The sequence below is a fragment of the Eubacterium ramulus genome (genome assembly GCF_003122485.1).
Classification (GTDB): domain Bacteria; phylum Bacillota; class Clostridia; order Lachnospirales; family Lachnospiraceae; genus Eubacterium_I; species Eubacterium_I ramulus_A.
Genome location: NZ_JRFU01000009.1, coordinates 1 through 21184, shown reverse-complemented (window position 1 = coordinate 21184; position 21184 = coordinate 1). Strand labels below are relative to the sequence as shown.

Genomic DNA, 21184 nt, shown 5'->3' with positions numbered 1-21184 from the left:
ACAAGGTATCGTTTCCTTTCGGAATACCATCCGCCCGACATTATACCGCCCGGGTACCCATTTGTAAAGGATTTTCAGCAATTCATTTGATTATAATCGGCAATCCACTGTCTGCGCAGGTCTTCCTCTCTGCCTCTCCAGTTGAAGGAATTGGATGCATCTGACAGTTTTTTCCGTTCCTGATAATACTGCTCCTGATCCGATACTTCCGTAAAACGGGAAAATGCCTCTTTCATCGTACCAAAATGAATCTCCGGTTCCAGATTACCAAGCACCTCATCCTCCGGCACATAATTCATAGCATACAGATAACAATACCGGCTCTTCTCTGATCTGTTTTTCTGATAAGCTGCTGCAAACATTTCTGCCGCTTCCTGAAACAAAAACAGACGCGCATATGCCACGCCCAGATTGTGCAGGATTCCCCCCTGCAGCTCCTCTGTCAGATAGATCAGATTTTCCTGCTGCAGCAATTCCAGATAACCATATGCCGCATGGCGGTATTTTTTCTCAGACAGGAAATAATCCGCTTTCATTTTGCGGCGCTCCATCGGACTTTTCCCCCGCATCCGCGTCAGCATCTCATCAATCTGGCGCAATCTCTCCACGGTGTAAAAACCGGACGCAGACAAAATCAGTTCCGCACATTCATAAACATCCTTAGATTTTCGATAGCTGTTTTTTAAATGAGCTGTCAGATCTGCCTCTCCCAGTTCTTTTTCCAACCACTGAAACAGGGATGTGCCGATCCATTTTTCATCCAGCAAAAACAGATTCGATTCTATCGCATAGCAAAGTTCCTCTAAGGTATACACAGAAACAGACAATCCCTCAAGAAAGAACGGATTCTGCGCCTGTCTGTCCCTGCACAGTTTCAATGTTCCCATATTATCTGCCTCCTTTTTTTTGACCATACCGTGCTTTTTCCATCGTGCTGCCACCTTCCATATCCAAGGCTACCGGAAACTCCCAGATTTTACCGGAGCTTTTGAAAAATTCACCAAATCCATCATCGGAAAGCCGCAATGTCACTTCTGTTCCGTTTTTCGGAATTGCCTGAATGCGAAACCGCAAAGCTGCTTCCGGCCGATCCGGAAGATCTGTAAGCTCCAGATGCAGCACCTGACTGTTTGCGGCACCGATCCGACTGATTTTTAACACAATTTCCGGAGTACCGCCGTAAAGTAATTTAAAAGACGGTGTCTGGCAAAACCAGTTCTGTCCGGCTTCGATCAGACGGATAAAACCGTCCGCTCCCTGACTTTCAATCCGAAGATCCAGTTCCCCCTGCATTTTGTATTCACAGTTAAAGAAAAATCCCCATGTTTCCGGCTTACTGTAGCGCCATGCACCATATGCCGCACCTCTGGTCAGCAGATTTTTCCCTAAAAATCCCCGTTTGTTCGTTCCCATCACCCGCAGGGATTCCCGTAACCAGTTACCATCAAATCCATCTCCCACAAAATATACCGTGGAAATCGCATGTTTTGCAAAAGATTCCCGTACAACATTGGAAAAATATTCATCCATCAGCTCCGCATGCGTGCAGATTGATTCCGGCACCTGCCAGTGTTTCTGCTCTGCCGTCACAAACTGTACTTTCAAACCGCTTTTTCTATGCAGCAGATAAAAACTCAGTTCTGCCCCCTGAAAATAGAACATTGCCACATCATGCTGCCACAACACCGCTTCCTGATGATACGTATGTAAAAAGAAACTTTCCGCATAATCCATAAAGATCAGTTCTTTTTCTGAGAAATCCAGCTCCTGACGTACGTATTGAAGCAACGCAATCGCCTGCTGTGACAATACCGGAACTGTGATTGCCACACAAGTCGGATCTCCCTTCAGACCATAGCGCTCTTTCAACCGGATCAGACGCCGTACAAACTGCACAAACAATCCATGATACAATGTGGTCTCTTCCGTCTGCTCCTGCAATGCGCCTTCGTAAATATCTTCAAAAAAATCTCCGTTCGGCTGTTCCTTTCGTTTCAGAGCCTCATCCCCATAATACGTTGTTCCCTTTTTTTCCAGAAACATTACCAGAGGAATCCCAAATTTTTCCATTCCTCTGACCGTCGATATCGTCTCCGGTTCTTTCTGTTCCTCCCGGTACAGACTAATCATCGCCCTGTCTCTTCCAATATCAATTCCTACATAGAACTCTTTTTTCTGATCCACTGCTCTTACTCCTCTATCGGCAGAAACAAAGCATCTGCCAGATCGGTCAGTTCTGCATATTCATAAGCAGACTGCCTGTCTTTCTTCTCCATCCATGCTGCAAGCCGACCATATCGTGTCTCTTCATATTCGGATCCCGGTTTTGCTTCCAGCGTGCCGCTCTCCAGCACCTCTCCACTTCCTGTCACTGCCTCATACTGCATTTCCTTTTCAAAAAAGGTATGCAGCACACAGGTATACAATCCCGGTAATATTTCCTGCATTCCAACGGACTGTACTTTTTCATGCCTTTCATTGTAAATCATCACATGCAGCACCTGCTCCGGCTGTGCCACACAGGAAATCACATTTTCACCAAACAGCAGATACTTTCGCTGCAATTTGGCCGGAAGCTCCTGATAAAACGGAAAATAAATGCCTTTTAACAGAAAATGCTCCAGCAGTTTTGTTGCCAGCACTTCTTCTGTATGACGCATTTCTTCTTCCTTGTCGTCTGTTACAGTTTTCACACACCGTTTTAAAAATGCCGCCTGGCAGCAGCGCTGATGCATTCTTCCTGCCGAAAATTCTTCCAGCAAACATTTTTGTACCTGTGCCGGAAGTTCTGCCGTTCCCAACAGATACTGATAAGAAAACCATGTCATATATGCCTGCAAAAGCAATGGCTCTCCTTTTCGTGCAACGATGCGTTCAAACAACTGTTCGTGTCCCGGCAGGAAATTTCCGGTAAACAGCATATAAACCAGCAGCTTTTCTTCTGCATCTGCTGTGTCCATGCCTTCTTCTCTGGCAGCAGTAATTCTCCGCTGCATCACTGTCATCGGCGCATCAAATGTTTTGATCTGTTCTGCCAGATCCACATCATTTGAAATCTCTGAATTGTCCGGGTGCTGCTCCGATTCTATCTGATCTTTCTGATAAACATGCGCTCCGGAGAGCATTTTTTTCAAATGAAACTGTTTTCCGGCAGTATACACATTTCCTGCCTGATCCGCATACAAAATAGCAAACGGTTTCGAATGCAAGTAAACATAGGCACTCCGTTCATACAATGCCACTTTCTGTATCTGGTCGGAATCCGCCTGAAGCGCCCAAAGTTCTGTCATGTCCGGATTCGGCACCCGGATCCGATATGCATCATCCGCGGATTTACGCATGTACTTCCATGCACCATCTGTCAGCTGTTGTTTCATATCTTCATAAATTACAGCCAGATCTTCGCTCATATGTTCTTTTTTCAATTCCTGAGAGGCAAATTCCCGGATCACCGGCTGATATGACTGCCAGATCTTACCGATCCGTTCTTTATTGCGCACCACATAAGCATAAAGCATTGCCCGCCGTTTCGCCGGAAGTGCTTTACTTCTGACAAAATAGTGCAAAATCTCCTCCGGCAGTGCGCCGTTTGCCTTCGTCCAGGAAAGCATATATGCCTCATACAGTCCCGCAATCTTCAAATGACGGCTGATACCCCGCTGAAACCATGGGAAATAAACCGTACCATACCGATTGCATTTGATCAGATAGATACAGATATTTTTGATCACCGTTGTCTCCGAACCCTGACGGTAACAGCGGCATAATACGCGAAAATAAACCGGATCGAAGGTCTTCTGCAACTGTGCCATAGGAACCAAGCGGTCAATGATACGCGGTGACAACCGATTGTGCTTCATCATCCAGATCAGCAGTCTTCGTTCAAATACATCCACCTCATGCAGCATTTCCGGATGATTTTCCAGCAGGCAGGTTGCTTCCTCATAAAAAATCGGACTGATATTTCCTTTTAACATATATTTGCGAATCCATTGATATTTTCGCTCCGGATTGCGAAGCAGCACTTCATCAATGTGCAATAACACCCACACCAGTACCGGATGTGACGGATATTTCAGATAAATCTCTTTCACCCTTCTGGTCACTTCCCGGCTGTAAGCCGGTGTCTCCCCAATGGTGGTCAGATACAGATAAAATGCTCCTAACGGTGTCCGCTGATTCTGAATATTTTTCGGCAGTTTTTCCGAAATTGCTTCTGCCCCCAGTTTGTCCCCTCCGGTCAGGAGAACAAAAATACGATACAAAGGAAGCCATTCGTTTTCTGGATCCAGACTGATGGCACGTTTTAGCAGCACTTCCATCTCCTGCATCCAAAGTTCCTTTGTCATCTCCTCCCTGCGGTAATCCAGATAATATTTCTCCATCTGACTGTGAATGTAGCGATTTTCCCAATGGGCAGACTTCTTCACAGAACGTTCCTTTAATACGGTAACTGTAATTTTAATCGTCTCTGTCTGGAATGGTGTCTGAATCCGGATCTTCGCATAATTTTTGCCCCCATGAAGCAATCCCGGCATAATGTGATACTGAACTTCCGCATGTTTTCCGACAAAATCATAATAACGCAGCTGTTTCTTCTCCAACCGGACAAACGGCGCATCACAGGAGATCTCCACATGGATATAACCCCAGGTGCTTTTTTCCACATCCAGCAGATCTGACTGTGGCAAAATCGAACCCTTCGACACTTTATAGCCGCGTTCCGGACGGCTGATGATCAGATGATTCCGCTCCTTTTTTCCACACCCGATCAGAAACTCCTCCATCTGTGCGGCACCGCAGGCATGCTCTGTCAAGCCACGGTAAAGCAGCTTCTGGAATCCGCTGTCATGATGTAAAATATTGCAAAAATACTGGGATTTAAAAATCTGCAGCGCTTCTTTCCAGCTCAGTTTGCACAGATTCGTAAAATCATTCAGTGTCTTAATTTTTCCAATGGAAGACATCAGATAACGGCGGGTAACATTTGCCCGAAATGGCAGCAGATACTCACCCACATTGCTGGTGATCACAAACACACCCTGATCTGTCATTCCTTCCGTCTGCTGACTGTCGGCATACCGGAACCGGATCTGGATATCTGTCCCGTTAAATTCGGTATCCAGACAGGTGACACATGGGTGCTCGCAACTGACAATTCCGCGGATCGGATGTTCATTACTGCTGTGAAAAGAAAACGTTCCCTCAAAGGGTTCACTCTCAATCGCTGTAAAATTCAGATCCATATCCGGCAACAGCAGGTGTGTATCCTCATATGTAAATTTTTCCTGTATGATATCCTGCAATTTTCTTTTCATTCGTACAACCTGCTTCCCGGGAATTTGTTTTTCATTGCTTTTTTTCCCGATTTCTCTATAATAATAAAGTATAAAACATTTTAGATTTTCTTGCAATGTCAAGGAAATAAGAAAATGTGCTTTCTGTTCGGGAAAAACAACTATTTACATGTAACATTTTTCCAAGCAGATTTTTCAGGCAAATAAGGAAAAAATAAGAAACAGCAAGTTTTTATAACGGGAGATAAAGTTATGTTTGAATCATATAGAAATGTACTAAAAAGAGGCGGTTCGCATCTGGTCACATCACTCCGTGACGTCATCTTTGCAGTTCTGAGCGGAATTATACTGGGATTTGTCGGAACTGCTTTTTACTATGGAATGCAATTTGTCACACGCACAAGATTACAGCATCCATGGCTGATCTTTCTGCTGCCGGGAGCAGGTGCCGCCATCGTGGGATTGTACCAGCTGTTACATGACGAAAAGGACACGGGAACCAATCTGGTACTGTCCGCCATCCACTCCAACGAAAATATCCCACTGCGCATGGCACCGTTAATCTTTATTGCCACCCTGCTGACACATTTATTCGGCGGTTCCGCCGGTCGTGAGGGTGCTGCCCTGCAGCTTGGCGGAAGTATTGGAAATTCCCTTGGAAAACTTTTTCACTTTGATGAAAAAGACCAGCACATTATGATCATGTGTGGTATGAGTGCTGCTTTCTCCGCATTGTTTGGCACACCGCTGGCTGCTGCGATCTTTTCCATGGAAGTGGTCAGTGTCGGCATTATGCATTATTCCGCACTGCTGCCATGTGTCATCGCATCACTGACCGCTCACGGTGTGGCAGCCGTCTGTGGCATTACACCGGAAATCTTTCCGATCAGTTCTATTCCGGCATTTGCACCGAAAACCGCTCTGATCATCGGTGTATTTGCTGTGTTATGCGCGGTGGTCAGCATCTTATTTTGTACGATCCTGCACAATGCAGAACGTCTGTATAAACGATTTTTTAAAAATCCATATCTGCGGGTAATTATTGGCGGATGCATCGTCATTGCACTGACGCTGTTGGTGGGTGATCAGACCTATAACGGCACCGGTATGAGCATTATTGCCAGCTGCATGGAAGGAAAACCGGTCTTTCCACTGGCTTTCCTATTGAAAATGCTCTTTACTGGTGCCACGCTCGGCGCCGGTTACAAAGGCGGTGAGATCGTCCCTACTCTCTTTATCGGAGCAACCTTCGGAACCTTTTTTGCAACCGTTACGGGATGTTCCATTCCGCTGTGTGCCGCTGTTGGCATGGGCGCGGTATTCTGTGGAGTTACCAACAGTCCCATCACTTCCCTGCTGATCTGTTTTGAGCTGTTTGGATTTGAGGGAATGCCGTATTTTCTGATTGCGATCGCGCTGAGTTATATGTTGTCCGGATATTATGGACTGTATAGTAGTCAGAAAATTATTTATTCTAAGTATAAGACAGAATATATTAACCGAAAAACACATTAAGACAAAAAAAGCCGATGGAAGCGCACCTGCTCCCACCGGCTTTTTTCACATACCTTTTTCTATAACTGCTTTACATTTTCCTTACAGAATGCAATTCCATAATACAAAACATCATTTGGATCGTCATTTTTTTAACCATTTGCGTTTTTTACAAATTTAACAAAGAAAACTGATCTCCGGCATACTGCCGCAACCGTACCAGCAGTCTCTGATGTTCTTCCTTCTCCAGATGTGGATCTTCCTTCATCAACACCGATACCTCGTAAGATGCCTTACTCAGCACGTCTGCATCCTGAAATACATCTGCTAATTGGAACTGATAATCTCCACTCTGGCGAATACCAAAGAAATCACCCGGTCCACGCAGTTTCAGATCTTCACCGGCGATAAAGAAACCGTCATTTGATTTATTCAAGATCTCCAGACGTTTGTTTTTTGTCTGCTGCTCTTTGCCTTGCATCAAAATACAATATGACTGCGCATCACCACGACCGACACGACCGCGCAGCTGATGAAGCTGAGCCAAGCCAAACCGTTCTGCATTTTCAATCATCATAACGGTAGCATTTGGCACATCCACGCCAACTTCCACTACCGTTGTGGATACCAGAATCTGGATTTTGTTTTCCTGAAATTCCTGCATGACAGCATTTTTCTCATCCGGTTTCATTTTTCCGTGCAGCATACCAACTTTGATATCGGATGGAAAAATCTGCTGAAGCTGCGCCGCATAATCCAGCACGTTTTCGCCTTCTGCCAGTTCACTTTCTTCTACCAGCGGACAAATGACATACACCTGATGTCCGGCACGGATCTCTTTTTCCATAAATTTATATGCTGTCTTGCGATAGGACGTATTCACCACACAGTTTTTGATCGGCAGCCGCTTCGCCGGAACTTCATCGATCACGGAAATATCCAGATCACCATATAAAATAATAGCCAATGTTCGTGGAATCGGCGTCGCGCTCATAACTAGAATATGCGGATGCGAACCTTTTAAAGAAAAAGTCTCTCTCTGCTTTACACCGAAACGGTGCTGCTCATCGGTAATAACCAGTGCCAGATTCCGATACTGTACTTTTTCCTGAATCAACGCGTGAGTTCCCACGACCAAAGCCGGCTGATCCGACTCTAATACTGCATACGCTGCGCGGCGGGCTTTCACGCCCATGGAACCAGTCAATAACACAACCGGGATATCAATGCCGTTCACTTCCAGAAACTGTGTCAGTTTTTCATAATGCTGCTGCGCCAATACTTCCGTAGGCGCCATAATCGCCGCTTGATAACCATTGTGCGCCACTTCCAGCATTGCCAGAAAAGCGACGATGGTCTTACCGGAGCCAACATCGCCCTGTACTAATCGCTGCATGATACACGGTTCCCGCAAGTCAGAGCGAATCTGTGCTACTGCACGCTTCTGTGCGCCGGTCAGCTCATAAGGCAGACCGTTCATCAGATCTTCCACAAAGGAATCCTCTGCGAAAGTAAACTCATTTTTCAGCTTCTGGGTATTCTCTTTTGACAACTGCATACTGAGCAAAAAGAAGAAAAACTCATCAAACACAAAACGGTTTCTGGCAATGATACAGTTTTCTTCGTTTTCCGGAAAATGCATGTTTTTTAAGGCAAAGTTGTACTCGCTTAGATGATTGCGGATGCGGATATCCTCTGGTAAATATTCCATTTCCAAGGGAATCTCTTCCATGGCTGCATGCACTGTTTTTACAATTAAATTATTAGTGACACCTTTGGTCAAACTATAGTGTGGCTGCAATGTCTTTTGCAACGCCTCATACTGTCCCAAACTGAACATCTGGGGCTGCTCCATGGTAAGCCGATCATCTTTCTGGTTGACTTTTCCATAAAAAACGTACCATCCGCCGGGACGGATCAGTGATCGGATATAAGGACTGCGAAACCAGATCAGACGCAGGGTCCGATTCTCGCCTTTCAGATCCAGCAAAGCCACCTGCTGGCGGGAATGGGTATTGACGGTGGGTGTCTTTTTCACACACACATACAAAGCATTTTTTCTGCCCTCCACCACCTGATCTACGTCACACAGATCCGGATATTTTTCATAATCACGGGGAAAATATAGGAGTATATCACCAATGGTGTATACTCCTAACTGTTGAAATAACTGTTCTGTTTTCGCCCCGATCCCTTTGATTTCACGAACAGGGGAATTAAGATTCATACGAACTCCTTACTCTACAGAAATAACATAATAGTAGATCGGCTGACCACCGAACTGTACTTCTACTTCGCAATCCGGATAAGTCTCCTCAAAGTATTTCTGTAATGCATTGACAGCTTCCGGAAGTACTTCCTCTCCATAATAAATGCAGATGAAGGAAGACTCCTCATCGATCATCTGGGCTACCATATCTTTGGTAACATCCTCACGGTCTGCACCGACAGAAAGGATGGAGGAATCACCGATTCCCATGTAGTCGCCCTCTTTGATCTCTTTGTCATCAATGATGGTATCGCGGACTGCGTAAGTAACCTGTCCGGTTTTTACAGCTGCGATTGCTTCCAGCATGTTGTCTTTATTTTCCTCCGGGGACTGCTCCGGAATGAAGTTGATCATTGCGGAAATACCCTGCGGGATGGTCTTTGTCGGGATGACAATAATATCTTTATCCTCTACCAGAGATGCTGCCTGATTTGCTGCCAGCACGATATTTTTATTGTTCGGAAAGATGAAGATATGATCTGCATTGACATGATCAATGGCATTTAACATATCCTCTGTACTTGGGTTCATAGTCTGTCCACCTTCGATCAGATAGTCCACGCCAAGTCCGTTAAATACTTCGTTGACACCCTCACCGATGGAAACTGCAATAAATCCCATGTCTTTTTTCGGACCTGCGGCTGCTTTTGCTTTCTCTTCTGCTTCTTTTTCCTGCTCTTTTGCAAGTTTCTCTGCGTCTTTGATCAGTTTTTCCTGATGTTCTTCGCGCATGTTGTCGATCTTGATACGGCTTAAGGAACCAAAAGTCAGTGCTTTCTGTAATACCAGTCCCGGATCATTGGTATGTACGTGTGTTTTAACGATCTCCTCGTCTGCCACCAGTACAATGGAATCACCCATGGACTGTAAGAATGCACGGTACTCGTCCTCTTCTGCCTCGGTCAGCGGTTTATTTAATACAATGATAAACTCGGTACAGTAACCGAATTTAATCTCTGCTTCTGTCTGTGCGGAGATTTTAACCACACCGGAAGATGCCGGAGCAGCTTCGATGGTATAATCAATCTCTTTGCCAAGAAATGCATCCTGTGCACCTTTCAGAACTTCTACCAGTCCCTGTCCGCCAGAATCCACAACACCTGCCTGTTTTAATACCGGAAGCATCTCCGGAGTCAGGGCAAGTACACGCTCTGCCTCTGCGATAATAGCGGCAATGTACTGCTCCATGTTGTAATTGTCATCACAGGAAAGCTCCAGTGCCTTCTCAGCTGCACCTTTGGCAACGGTAAGGATTGTTCCTTCCTTTGGTTTCATAACTGCCTTGTATGCAGTCTCACATGCTTTCTGGAAAGACTCACAAAGAACGATTTTGTCGATCTTATCATAATGCTTGATGGTCTTTGTAAATCCACGGAACAACTGGGACAGGATAACACCTGAGTTTCCTCGTGCTCCACGCAGGGAACCGGATGAAATTGCTTTTGCAAGATCTTTCATTACCGGTTTTTCCACAGCAGCAACTTCCTTAGCTGCGGAAATGATCGTCATGCTCATATTTGTACCGGTATCACCATCCGGAACCGGGAACACGTTCAGCTCGTTGATCCACTCTTTCTTTGCTTCCAGATTCTTCGCTCCCGCTAAAAACATTTTTGACAGAAGCGCTGCATCTATTGTCTGTATATCCACACTCAATTCCTCCTTAATCAATGACTCTGACACCTTCTACGAAGATATTGATCTTCTCGATCTTCATGCCGGTGAATTCTTCCACTTTATATTTTACTGTGGAAATCAGATTATCTGATACGGTGGAAATACTTACACCGTATGATACGATCACATGGAAATCTAATGTGATCCGGTTATTCTCTTCAATCTTTACAGAGATACCATGATGAAGATAATCCTTTTTTAACAATTTTACAAGACCATCTTTCATATTGACAGCTGCCATTCCTACAATACCAAAACATTCTACGGCCACAGAACCGGCATAAGTTGCTACTACTTCCGAATCTATACTAACCGTTCCAAGAGAATTTTCAAACTGACCTCTCATACTTGCTCCTCCACGCTTCTTATTTTCAGGCAATGTTTCTGCATCAGAATACATAAAATATACCCTTACTTTCAAAATGCAGTCTTACCCATATTTTCATATATGCCTTATTATACCCATTTTTTCATAAAAAAGGAATAGTGAAATCAAAAATATATCAAGTTTTCGGAATTTTTTTCATTTTTTTCAAAATAATTGTTGCATTATCGGGATTCATCTGATAGAATACATTTGTTGTGAGTTCGCAGAACATACGAACTTAGTAAACGCAAGGAGGTGCAATCATGGCAAAGTGCAGTGTTTGTGGAAAAGGCGCTCATTTCGGAAACAATGTGAGTCATTCTCATAGAAGATCTAATAGAATGTGGAAATCAAACATCAAGAAAGTTAAATGTAATGTTAATGGTTCTCATAAATCATTATACGTTTGTGCTTCTTGTCTGAGATCCAACAAAGTTGAAAGAGCATAAGAAAAAACATTGAAGTGACTGGCAGAAATCTGCCAGTCATTTTTGCGTTTATCAGACAAACTAACCACTATTCTTTCTCGCTCTGTTTATGCAATTCACCTTATTCCTATTTCACTTGGAGCACTAGAAAGAAAAGCAGATTTCTCAATTCATATAACTTACGCATTTCTCACGATTTACAATATAATGTATAGCCAAGCAGCATAAATCCACTGGCAATTAAAATTCCAACAAAATCATTTGGCATAAACAGCATCACGATCATGCCGATCCCAATCCAGAACAGGATAAAACCTGCCAGTTGTTTGGTCGTTCTGTTACACATAAAAAAGTCCCCTGCACTATCTTATGACAATGCGGGGGATTTTATGACTCTGCTTAATCTCAGGGAAGGTTCTATTCTTCACTGAGATTGAGCATGTCTTTCATCTCTTCAGCAGCTTCTTTTTTTGCCTCTTTTCTGGCTTCCGCCTCTTCCGGATTCTTTTTCTCATCCATCTTCTTCATAAATTTGTCAACAAAATCCGGTATCATGTCCAACAGCTTGGAAATACCATCCTGATTTTTTACGCTGATCAGACGGGTGCTTCCGTTCTGGAGTACAAGTACGGAGCTTGGAGACATTTTTCCACCGATACCGCCACCGCTGTTTTTCTTCTTTTCCCCACAAAATGCACCGGCGCCCATACCAAAGGATACGTCAACCAGTGGAAGGATGATGGTCTCACCCATCTGAAGTGGTTCCCCGACTACAGTTTTAGATGATACAAATCCATCCATTCCTTTCATCAGAGATTCTACGGTTGTCTGAAATGTATTTTTATTATTCTCTGCCATTTTCCAATACCTCCTGTTAATTTTTCTCTCTTATCCTACGAATCAATGTTCGGATCTTTTCATCCCGCAATAACCGAATGATCAGGATCACCAGATGGATACAGCAAATATGCCCTTTCACATATACCTGTCCCTGAATATAATTATCTTCTGCTTCAAAATCCGGTTCGATTTGAAGTTCTGTCTGATAGAACAACGGAACCATCGCAATCACACCAAGGACCTGACCAGTGTCTGCCGGATTCGATAATCCGAACTTCAGATGACCACTTAGCTTTCGCGGACGGATATGCAGCAAAAACACCTGTAATTTTACCCAAACCGCTGAGATCAGTTCCTGTTCCCGCAAATAACGGATAACTGCCAACACCGTTTTTACTTTATCCAAAATGGATCCTGCTGTTCCATGAGCGGATTTTAATTTTTCCAGAATAGATGTTCTCGATTCATTCGCTTCTGCTTTTTCTGATTCAACAGACTCTTGCCGGACATTATTCTCTGGTTTCGTCTGTTCTGCTTTTTCATAAGTCTCTTTATCCTGTGCCACAGACGTTTCTTTATGGAAACTCTCATCTGCATTTATAGCTTCCACATTTTTCGTTTCCACTTCAATCCTGCCGGCATCCACGTCTGCTATTTTTTCTGTTTTCGTATCATTTCCACTGGCATCCTCAGCTAACGTCTTCTCAGACTGATTTTCCCTGCTGCCAGCTTCTTCCTGCTGTTTTCGAAATGCCTCTCTCTGCTGTGCCCGTGCTTCACGGTCTGCCTGTTCCTGCTGTGCCTCTTTCTGTCTCTGACGCGTCTGTTTTTCCCGCTCTTTTGCTTCTTTCTTCTGCTGCTTTAACAGCTTTTTGCGGGCTTTTTCCTCTTTCTTTGCTTTTCTGGCGGCTACTGCCTCCGGATCGGTAAAATCTATCACAAACCAGAGGATCTTCAGCACTGCATGTGCCTTTTCTTTCCACCGAAACTCAAAGCGAATCAGCTTTGCCAACCAGTGGATCCGGACTTTATAATCCATCTCATCGATATTGGCATCTGCCTCGTAAAAAACTGGGACAAACAGGATCACTGCCAGAACTCCCAATATCACACACAGTATGATACCGATTATTTTCAATATAAGTAAAAAAATCATCATAGGCCGGTCCCCTCATCCGAAGTATTTTTCCGGTCGATCTGCAGATAGGACGCAATATCAAAATTGTGTTGCTCCCGATATACTTCATCCACGATCTTCCGGATCAGCTCTAAGGCACCCGCCCGGTCACCTGCCATGCCTATAATGCACAACTGTTCCCGTGGATACCGGCTCTGCCGTAACAGAATACTTGGTATCAGCTCCAGAACGGCACCTGCACGATCTGGAAGATGAATGAGATATACCCCCTTATGCGCTGCTCCATGCTCAATCTTATATTTTAACCGATTGGTATGGCGCATACACTTCCTGTCCAAATATAAGTGTTTGTACCAAAACATAAATCAGATCCCTCATTTTTATTTTCGTCTGATATTTTCGCTAATATGCAAACAGAATTAATAAAACCATCTCATTTGTAAAGATCGTTTTACTAATTCTGTCTCTTCCGGGTTCTAGAAATACTTCTTGGTTCCCCACAGATTACTCCGTTTCAAATCAAGATATTCATTGTATGCTTTTTCCAGAATCTGTTTCTCATTTGCAAATTTTAACAGATGATAAGCCTCGTGGTATTTGTAGTAACCGGAATCCACAAAATACTCTTCGCGCTGCGGTTTACTGTAATAACTGTCAGCCATCATCAGGTACCAGTGTACCTGTTTTTCTACAGTATCTTCGGGAACTGTAAATGTATACTGGCTCTTTCCAACATATTTTATGATAGAGGCATCTACGCCAGTCTCCTCTCTCACTTCTCTTGCAGCAGTATCCTTATACTCCTCACCGGCTTCTACCGTTCCCTTTGGCAAAACCCAGCCTTCATATTTGTTACGATAATTTTTATACAGCAACAGAATCTTTCCACGGAATATAACCACACCGCCACAGCTGGTTGCTTCAATCATTGCAAGCCCTCCCGATGCGGTCTCAAATCTGATTTTAAGTATACGCCTTTTGGAGTTAACTTGCAATACCTCGCCCATTTTTATTTATTGAAATATACGTCAAAAATCTGTTTTGTCACCGGTACGGCAGACTGGCTTCCGGAACCGCCATCCTCTACAATTACCGCAATGGCAATGTCATTATAGCCTTCTTTTGTTCCATAACCGACAAACCATCCATGACTGTCACCGGCACTGTTGTACTCTGCTGATCCGGTTTTGCCATAGGCAGTGTAACTCTGACCATTTAATGCCTTTCCGGTTCCATTTTCCACAACACCGCGCATATAGTCCTGTAAAAGCGCTGCATCCGATTCAGAGAGCAGCTGACCATACTCTTTTTCTTTGTAGTTTTTCACATGCACACCACCGTCATTTTCCACATAATCCACAACATAAGGCTCCATGGCAACTCCATTGTTGGCAATGGCAGATGCTACAAATACCATATGAAGTGGAGATACCAGCGTATCACCCTGACCGATGGAAGTCTGCATAATCTTGCCTTTATCCGCATCCTTTGACAGAGTAAAGCTACTCTTGCTTCCTGAAAGCGTACCCGGCAATTTCTGATTAAAAAGCATGTCATTACACAATTCCTGAAATTTTGTAATATTCAAAGACAGTCCAATATTGGAAAAGGACGTATTACAGGAATTTGCAAAGGAATCCTTCAAGTTCTCCTGACCATGAACGGATTTGTGATAACAGTGAATTTCATTGCCATCCACGTTCAATTCTCCCTCACAGTTGAAACTGTAATCCTGATAGTTTGGATTCTCATGCACGTATTCCAATGTTGTAAATATCTTAAAGGTCGATCCCGGCGGATACAGACCGGAAGTTACACGGTTTAACAACACACTGCTGCTGTTATCCGACACAATATCATCCCATTTATCTGCCAGCGTGTTCGGATCATAGTCCGGTTTTGACACCATGGCAAGGATTTTACCTGTCTTTGGCTCCATGACAACCACAGCTCCGTCCCGGTCACCCAAAGCATCATATGCCGTCTTCTGAACATCATAATCCAGAGTTGTCACCAGTGTATCTCCGGTATTTTTCTCATTTTTCAGATCATTGATAATCTGTGTCAGGAAAAAGGAATGGGAACGAAGCAGGTTGAAATTGTACTGTGACTCCAGACCGCCTTTTCCATTATTCATATAACCGACCACATGGGCGAACATCCTTCCATATGGATATTCTCTGGTCTCGCTGCCATCATCATTTACAGTCGTTTTCGCAAGTACCGTGCCATCTGCTGCCGTAATATCTCCGCGTACCACATGCTCTGCATACAGATCCAGACGGGAATTATAAGAGCTGTTGATGATACTCTCACTTTTTACCAGCTGGAAATAAACAAAATATCCGATCATACCGATAAAAATTGTCAGAAACAGATAGGTAATGATCAGAAATTCCAGATTTCTGCCAGTTTTACCAGATTTCCTCGATCTCGTCCTCATCGAACCGTGAGGACGCGCCGCCTCGCGGTCTGCCTGATCCAGATTCATGACCTCGATACCCTGTCTGATCCGATTTGATCTTTGGCTTTTGCTGTGACCGGACGCCGTTGACTTTCTTCTTGCTGTAGTCCCTCTTTTGTTTTCGTCCTCGACTCTTCTGCTCATTCGATTCTCCTTCTTCATCCTGTCTCATAATATACAGTCCCTGAATAATTGCAAACATAATGATCGTACATAATATGGAACTTCCTCCGTAGCTGACCAGCGGAAGTGTCAGACCGGTAGACGGGATAAATTTGATGACACCGCCCACGTTCAAAAACACTTGCACGCCGTACACACAGCCAAGTCCCAGTGCGATCAGCTTATAAAACTGATCCCGGATCTGCATCGCAATATTCAAAAACATCAAAAAGCAGCTAAAACAAACAAGCACGATACACACGGCAAAGGCACCGCCCAGTTCCTCAGAAATGGACGCAAACACGAAATCTGATGATCCAAGTGGAATCTTATCCGGCATTCCCTGATACAGTCCCATACCAAACCATCCGCCGGTTCCAATGGCAAACAATGCCTGTGCCACCTGCCATCCGCCGCCATGAATGGAGGCAAAAGGATCTTTCCATGCTTCGATTCGCACCCGTACATGAGAAAACAGCTTAGAACCTGCCAGTGCTGCCAGACATCCTACGCCCAGTCCACCAAAAAAGTAAACCGGTTTCCGGGTTGCCACATACAGCATTACCACATAGGTCAGGAAAAAGATCAGTGCCGCTCCCAGGTCGGTTGACAGTACCAGGATTCCCACATGGACAGCTGCCGCAACGGTCGTAATACACACCTGTCGAAAATCTGTTGCTTCATAAAGCATACATGCCACGAAAAATACAAATATAATTTTTACAAATTCTGACGGTTGCAACGTAATACCAGCTACCGTGAAAGAAAGATGTGCACCACCGCTCATTTTTCCAAGCACCAGAACGATACCAAGTGCTACTACGCCGACCGCACAGTAAAACCAGGTAAATTTTCGTAAAAATTTTAATTTTCTTACCAAAATCGGAACAAACGCTGATACCACCGCCGCCACCACTGCAATCTCAAACTGACGGATGGCATTTTCAAAATTGAGTCTGGTCAGGATAATAAATCCTACTAGTAACAACATGCACATGTGATTGACAACCAGACGCGCTGCCCGCTTGTATATGATCCGGTAGATCAGGAATAAAAACAGCACAAACAGCACCTGTGCACCGTAAAAGATCAGTATTTTAAAATCCTTTGTCACCGCAAACAATACCATAAAGGCATCCAGATGGATCAAAAACATGCAGGTTGTCTGCGCTTTGTACATCCGTTTCTGCCGTTCCTCATTTTTTATTACCAGTACCACATAACTGTACCAGGTATAGATTGCAAAAAGAATGATCATCACATATTTGGACAATTCTGTGATCAAATGTATCATATCTGCTCCTTAACTTCTCTTCTAATCCACGCCACGGCGGAAATGACCGTTGGTGTAAGTTCCTTCCTTCGGCGGCTGAATCTTCCTGCCTGACCGGAAAGCATCTTCATATTGCTGTAAAATCCCATGCATCTGCTTTGCTGACTCATTGCGAAAAACAATGCGATGTGCGCCAAAATCCAAACCGCTAATTTCATCCGCATGATGTAAAAGATACGTTGGCTGGCTGTTGTAGATTACATTGTAGCAATGGGTACAGTCCCGCTGCACTTCAAACTGCTTCTGATAACGATCGTTCAAATATAACCGCTGCGACTGCTTTCCAGATTCTTTTTTCTGCTCCCGGATACAGGACGCATAATTTTTGTATACACACTGTGCCGAAATCATCAACGGTGCATAACCGTAAAGCATTAACTCTGCCTGTTTATTCTCCATATGATCCAGTTCTTTCCGGTTCAGCTCCATGGATGCAGTATAACCAGCGAATCCATCTGCCATAAAATCTACGGCTGCCTCATTGGAAAATACATACAGTCCTGCATCTAATGCAAGCTTTTCTGCCGGAAGATATAACTCTTCCCTAGCAAAACCTATGCCGTCGTAACTTCGTACCCAGATGCGGTCAAACTGTTTTAACACAGATCCCTGTTTTCGCAATAATCCTTCCGAATTTTCCCGCAACACATAAGGGAACGCATAACCTGCCTGTTTTCCGGCAGCATGGATCTCTTTTACTGCTGCTTCCAGATTTGCAAAACCTTCCAGCGTAACCATATCAATTGTCTGATTTTCCAGAACTGCTCCCAGATGCTGCAAAGCAGAACCGGTCAGCCATACATTTAACATTGGCTTATCACCGCTGCCAATTGCTCCATTCTGCTTCATTCTCATTCCGTCAGTTGATCTCTTTTTCAGTGTCACCACTTCATTTCTTCGCCAGCTGCCAAGTACCGCTTCCTGTAACTGTTCCAGCGCATTTCTGCGAAGCTCATTGATCTGTCCCACCGGTACAAACAATCCATCCTCCAGATCGATTTCCAGATGCTGTACGTAAAATGGTGTATCTCCTGTTTTGGAAAGTCTCTTTCTTAATTCATCCTTTGACAGTGGGCGATTCTGTGCCGTTCCCGGGATTTCACCGGTCACACAGACTTTTTTATCACTGTGGGATTCTGCCTCTGTGTCGTTCACGGATAATGCTGCCTCTAACTGCATTGGTTCCCCGGCATGAAATACAGCTTTTAATTCTACCGGAACTTTTGTCTCTTCCGGTGCCTGATAAGCCGCTTTCGCTTCGTTGCTGCTGTGGGAAGAATCTGTCAGTGTCATCATGGAACGACCGTTTCTCATATCATAGTAACCCGCCGTAAAACCATTTCGATTACCAAATGCCAGCAGACGCTCCATATCTGCATCCTCAACCCGGTAATGTTCCGGACATGATTCATACAAGTCCAGATATTTCCGGTAAATAGAAGTAACACCTGCCGCATATTCCAGCTTTTTCATACGTCCCTCTATCTTAAAGGAATAAATACCGCTCTCACATAACTGTGGAAGCTGTGAGATCGTACACAGGTCTTTTGGACTTAACGGATATTTCTCTTTCTTATGTAACAAATTGCCACGCTCATCGGTTACCTGATAGGCCAGACGGCAAGGCTGTGCGCAGCGTCCGCGGTTTCCGCTTCGTCCGCCAAGCATACTGCTCATCAGGCACTGACCGGAATAACAGTAACAAAGTGCACCATGGATAAAACTTTCAATCTCCACTCCGGTCTCATCATAGATTCGACGAATCTCTGACCGGGATAATTCACGGGCAGTTACAATACGCTCTGCGCCGTGTTCCACCAGAAACTTTGCCCCGGACACATTAGATACTGACATCTGTGTGCTTGCATGTAGTGCAAGTTCCGGAAAGTTTCTATGAACAAACTGAAACACACCGTAATCCTGCACAATGACTGCATCTAATCCATGCTCATACAACGGCTTCAGATAAGAAAACAGCTCCGTTTCAATTTCTTTATTTTTTAACAGTGTATTGACCGTCAGAAATATTTTTTTTCCGCGCATATGTGCAAAATCCAAAGCTTCCTGAATATCATTCTGTGTGAAATTTTTAGCAAATGCCCGGGCACCGAATTTGTCACCGCCCAGATAAACTGCATCCGCTCCGGCATTCAGCACTGCTTTGCATATCTCCAGCGATCCCGCCGGGGATAATAATTCATGTTTTCTCATTCCTGATGTCCTTCCAGTCTCTCAAGTCTTACTTCTGTCTCTGCCAGTTCCTGTCGCAGTTCTGCCAGTTCGTTCTCTTTCAGACGCAGATCTTCCTCTAACTGCTGAATCTGATCCTGTGCTTTGATCAGTTCTTCTGCAATATTAATATGAATTAGTACAGGTTTCAGATCTGCCGGCAGACAGCGATATTCATCCTTATCTTCAAACTCCTGAAGTACATGGTTGACACAGGACGCGATACGCTGGATGTGTGTCTCATCATCCGCACCGCCCATTGTCAATACTTTTCCACCAATTGCCACCTGTACCATTGATTTTTTTGTCATGTTTCTTTCCCTCTGTTTTAACTCACAGTCAGTATTAGATTCCTTTAAAATGCTCGATTGCCAGTGCGGTCGCCACACGTCCTTTTGGCGTACGGTTTAAAAATCCATTTTTTACCAGATACGGTTCGTATACATCTTCGATCGTACCGGAATCTTCTCCAACCGCTGCCGCCAGTGTTTCAAGTCCCACTGGTCCTCCACCAAACTTCTGAATAATGGTTAACAGAATCAAACGGTCATTCTTATCTAGACCACAGCGATCTACTTCCAGCAGATCTAGGGCAAAAGAAGCTACTTCTTCTGTGATCACCCCATCGTATTTTACCTGTGCGAAATCACGGACACGTTTTAACAGGCGGTTTGCCAGACGTGGCGTTCCTCTGGAACGTTTTGCCAGCTCTGCGGCACCCTCTGGCTCGATCTCCACACCAAGTTTTTTTGCCGATTGTTCAATAATCGTCTGCAATTCCTGTGGCGTATAAAATTCCAGATGCTGGATTACCCCAAAACGGTCTCTCAACGGTGCTGATAACAGTCCTGCACGGGTAGTTGCTCCCACCAATGTAAACTTCGGCAGATCCAGTCGGATGGAACGGGCGGATGCCCCTTTTCCGATCATGATATCAATGGCATAATCTTCCATCGCCGGATACAGCACTTCTTCCACCTGACGGTTCAGACGATGGATCTCATCTACAAATAAAATGTCATTTTCCTGCAAATTACTTAAAATCGATGCCATTTCTCCCGGTTTTGCGATCGCCGGTCCGGAAGTGATCTTCATATGTACGCCCATCTCATTGGCAATGATACCGGAAAGTGTTGTCTTTCCAAGTCCAGGCGGTCCGTAAAACAACACATGATCTAACGGTTCCTGCCTCTGCCGTGCCGCCTCGATATAGACACGCAGGGTGCCTTTTATTTTTTCCTGTCCGATATATTCCTCCAGAGACATTGGTCGCAGACTGGTTTCGGTCTGCAGATCTTCTTCCTGAATCTGGGTAGAAATCACTCGTTTTTCCATGAATTTCCTCGCTTCAATACACTACATTATTTTATATCCACTGTTTTTTATTCTATAAAACTATACTTTCTTGTACGATTCTTAGTCAAATATATTTGAAACTTATTCAAGAATGCTCCGGCATTCTTGTTGCGAGGTGCGCGTCATGCAA

18 protein-coding genes are annotated in these 21184 nt (G+C 44.3%); 2 read left to right on the top strand and 16 right to left on the bottom strand.

The window, feature by feature from the left end; genetic code table 11:
* Positions 1–74: 74 nt before the first annotated feature.
* Genes LG34_RS00825 through LG34_RS00815 form a run of 3 tightly spaced genes read right to left on the bottom strand, consistent with a single transcriptional unit; the run spans position 75 to position 5318 of the window.
* Positions 75–887, bottom strand: a complete 813-nt coding sequence (locus LG34_RS00825) for a hypothetical protein (RefSeq protein ID WP_109214427.1) — start codon at positions 885–887, stop codon at positions 75–77.
* Position 888: 1 nt separating this feature from the next.
* A complete protein-coding gene (locus tag LG34_RS00820) occupies positions 889–2184 on the bottom strand; it encodes a DUF5716 family protein (RefSeq protein ID WP_109214426.1) in 1296 nt (431 codons plus the stop codon).
* A 5-nt stretch (positions 2185–2189) separates the two neighbouring features.
* Positions 2190–5318 (bottom strand): DUF5717 family protein, encoded by a 3129-nt coding sequence (locus tag LG34_RS00815; RefSeq protein WP_109214425.1) that lies wholly within the window; start codon positions 5316–5318, stop codon positions 2190–2192.
* A 231-nt stretch (positions 5319–5549) separates the two neighbouring features.
* Here LG34_RS00815 and LG34_RS00810 point away from each other — a divergent pair, with 231 nt between their 5' ends.
* Positions 5550–6812: a chloride channel protein gene (locus LG34_RS00810; protein ID WP_109214424.1), complete on the top strand. Its 1263-nt coding sequence runs from the start codon at positions 5550–5552 to the stop codon at positions 6810–6812.
* A gap of 148 nt (positions 6813–6960) precedes the next feature.
* Here LG34_RS00810 and recG read toward each other — a convergent pair whose 3' ends face one another.
* From recG to LG34_RS00795, 3 genes are read right to left on the bottom strand one after another with little or no spacing between them, the layout of a single operon-like run.
* On the bottom strand, positions 6961–9018 hold the full coding sequence (recG, locus tag LG34_RS00805) for an ATP-dependent DNA helicase RecG (RefSeq protein WP_109214423.1): 2058 nt from the start codon (positions 9016–9018) through the stop codon (positions 6961–6963).
* A gap of 9 nt (positions 9019–9027) precedes the next feature.
* Positions 9028–10710 carry a DAK2 domain-containing protein gene (locus tag LG34_RS00800; protein WP_109214422.1) on the bottom strand — a complete coding sequence of 561 codons (1683 nt, stop codon included), beginning with the start codon at positions 10708–10710 and terminating at the stop codon, positions 9028–9030.
* A gap of 13 nt (positions 10711–10723) precedes the next feature.
* Positions 10724–11083 (bottom strand): Asp23/Gls24 family envelope stress response protein, encoded by a 360-nt coding sequence (locus LG34_RS00795; RefSeq protein ID WP_022036706.1) that lies wholly within the window; start codon positions 11081–11083, stop codon positions 10724–10726.
* Positions 11084–11367: 284 nt separating this feature from the next.
* Here LG34_RS00795 and rpmB point away from each other — a divergent pair, with 284 nt between their 5' ends.
* Positions 11368–11553, top strand: coding sequence for a 50S ribosomal protein L28 (gene rpmB / locus LG34_RS00790; RefSeq protein ID WP_109214421.1), 186 nt, complete (start codon positions 11368–11370; stop codon positions 11551–11553).
* Positions 11554–11722: 169 nt separating this feature from the next.
* Here the strand turns inward: rpmB and LG34_RS16570 are convergent, their stop codons facing one another.
* The 10 genes from LG34_RS16570 to ruvB all read right to left on the bottom strand — a co-directional run bounded on the left by LG34_RS16570 (position 11723) and on the right by ruvB (position 21033).
* Positions 11723–11878 carry a hypothetical protein gene (locus tag LG34_RS16570; RefSeq protein ID WP_177957333.1) on the bottom strand — a complete coding sequence of 52 codons (156 nt, stop codon included), beginning with the start codon at positions 11876–11878 and terminating at the stop codon, positions 11723–11725.
* 71 nt (positions 11879–11949) lie between these two features.
* Entirely contained in the window at positions 11950–12390 is a 441-nt protein-coding gene (locus LG34_RS00785) for a GerW family sporulation protein (RefSeq protein ID WP_109214420.1), read from the bottom strand.
* Between the two features lie 16 nt (positions 12391–12406).
* The gene (locus LG34_RS00780) at positions 12407–13531 is read right to left on the bottom strand and encodes a DUF2953 domain-containing protein (protein ID WP_109214419.1); all 1125 of its coding nucleotides are present in this window, start codon (positions 13529–13531) and stop codon (positions 12407–12409) included.
* Positions 13528–13872 (bottom strand): hypothetical protein, encoded by a 345-nt coding sequence (locus LG34_RS00775; protein ID WP_146190158.1) that lies wholly within the window; start codon positions 13870–13872, stop codon positions 13528–13530. Before LG34_RS00775 ends, LG34_RS00780 begins: the two co-directional genes overlap by 4 nt.
* Before the next feature lie 114 nt (positions 13873–13986).
* Entirely contained in the window at positions 13987–14439 is a 453-nt protein-coding gene (locus tag LG34_RS00770) for an NUDIX hydrolase (RefSeq protein ID WP_021739937.1), read from the bottom strand.
* An 80-nt stretch (positions 14440–14519) separates the two neighbouring features.
* A complete protein-coding gene (locus tag LG34_RS00765; protein ID WP_243115602.1) occupies positions 14520–16001 on the bottom strand; it encodes a peptidoglycan D,D-transpeptidase FtsI family protein in 1482 nt (493 codons plus the stop codon).
* Positions 15925–17430 (bottom strand): FtsW/RodA/SpoVE family cell cycle protein, encoded by a 1506-nt coding sequence (locus LG34_RS00760; RefSeq protein ID WP_109214416.1) that lies wholly within the window; start codon positions 17428–17430, stop codon positions 15925–15927. The genes LG34_RS00765 and LG34_RS00760 overlap by 77 nt, the downstream gene beginning before the upstream one ends.
* Positions 17431–17451: 21 nt before the next feature.
* Entirely contained in the window at positions 17452–19680 is a 2229-nt protein-coding gene (locus tag LG34_RS00755; RefSeq protein ID WP_109214415.1) for a peptidase U32 family protein, read from the bottom strand.
* Positions 19677–20009, bottom strand: coding sequence for a cell division protein ZapA (locus LG34_RS00750; protein WP_109214414.1), 333 nt, complete (start codon positions 20007–20009; stop codon positions 19677–19679). The genes LG34_RS00755 and LG34_RS00750 overlap by 4 nt, the downstream gene beginning before the upstream one ends.
* Positions 20010–20043: 34 nt before the next feature.
* Positions 20044–21033 (bottom strand): Holliday junction branch migration DNA helicase RuvB, encoded by a 990-nt coding sequence (ruvB, locus tag LG34_RS00745; protein ID WP_109214413.1) that lies wholly within the window; start codon positions 21031–21033, stop codon positions 20044–20046.
* Between the last annotated feature and the right edge of the window lie 151 nt (positions 21034–21184).

Bases quoted from the DNA above. Each gene is read 5' to 3' on its own strand.
- LG34_RS00755 (WP_109214415.1), bottom strand. From the start codon at position 19,680: ATGAGAAAACATGAATTATTATCCCCGGCGGGATCGCTGGAGATATGC.
- LG34_RS00785 (WP_109214420.1), bottom strand. From the start codon at position 12,390: ATGGCAGAGAATAATAAAAATACATTTCAGACAACCGTAGAATCTCTG.
- ruvB (WP_109214413.1), bottom strand. From the start codon at position 21,033: ATGGAAAAACGAGTGATTTCTACCCAGATTCAGGAAGAAGATCTGCAG.
- LG34_RS00760 (WP_109214416.1), bottom strand. From the start codon at position 17,430: ATGATACATTTGATCACAGAATTGTCCAAATATGTGATGATCATTCTT.
- LG34_RS00815 (WP_109214425.1), bottom strand. From the start codon at position 5,318: ATGAAAAGAAAATTGCAGGATATCATACAGGAAAAATTTACATATGAG.
- LG34_RS00795 (WP_022036706.1), bottom strand. From the start codon at position 11,083: ATGAGAGGTCAGTTTGAAAATTCTCTTGGAACGGTTAGTATAGATTCG.
- LG34_RS00750 (WP_109214414.1), bottom strand. From the start codon at position 20,009: ATGACAAAAAAATCAATGGTACAGGTGGCAATTGGTGGAAAAGTATTG.
- LG34_RS16570 (WP_177957333.1), bottom strand. From the start codon at position 11,878: ATGTGTAACAGAACGACCAAACAACTGGCAGGTTTTATCCTGTTCTGG.
- recG (WP_109214423.1), bottom strand. From the start codon at position 9,018: ATGAATCTTAATTCCCCTGTTCGTGAAATCAAAGGGATCGGGGCGAAA.
- rpmB (WP_109214421.1), top strand. From the start codon at position 11,368: ATGGCAAAGTGCAGTGTTTGTGGAAAAGGCGCTCATTTCGGAAACAAT.
- LG34_RS00780 (WP_109214419.1), bottom strand. From the start codon at position 13,531: ATGATGATTTTTTTACTTATATTGAAAATAATCGGTATCATACTGTGT.
- LG34_RS00770 (WP_021739937.1), bottom strand. From the start codon at position 14,439: ATGATTGAAGCAACCAGCTGTGGCGGTGTGGTTATATTCCGTGGAAAG.
- LG34_RS00775 (WP_146190158.1), bottom strand. From the start codon at position 13,872: ATGTTTTGGTACAAACACTTATATTTGGACAGGAAGTGTATGCGCCAT.
- LG34_RS00765 (WP_243115602.1), bottom strand. From the start codon at position 16,001: ATGAATCTGGATCAGGCAGACCGCGAGGCGGCGCGTCCTCACGGTTCG.
- LG34_RS00825 (WP_109214427.1), bottom strand. From the start codon at position 887: ATGGGAACATTGAAACTGTGCAGGGACAGACAGGCGCAGAATCCGTTC.
- LG34_RS00810 (WP_109214424.1), top strand. From the start codon at position 5,550: ATGTTTGAATCATATAGAAATGTACTAAAAAGAGGCGGTTCGCATCTG.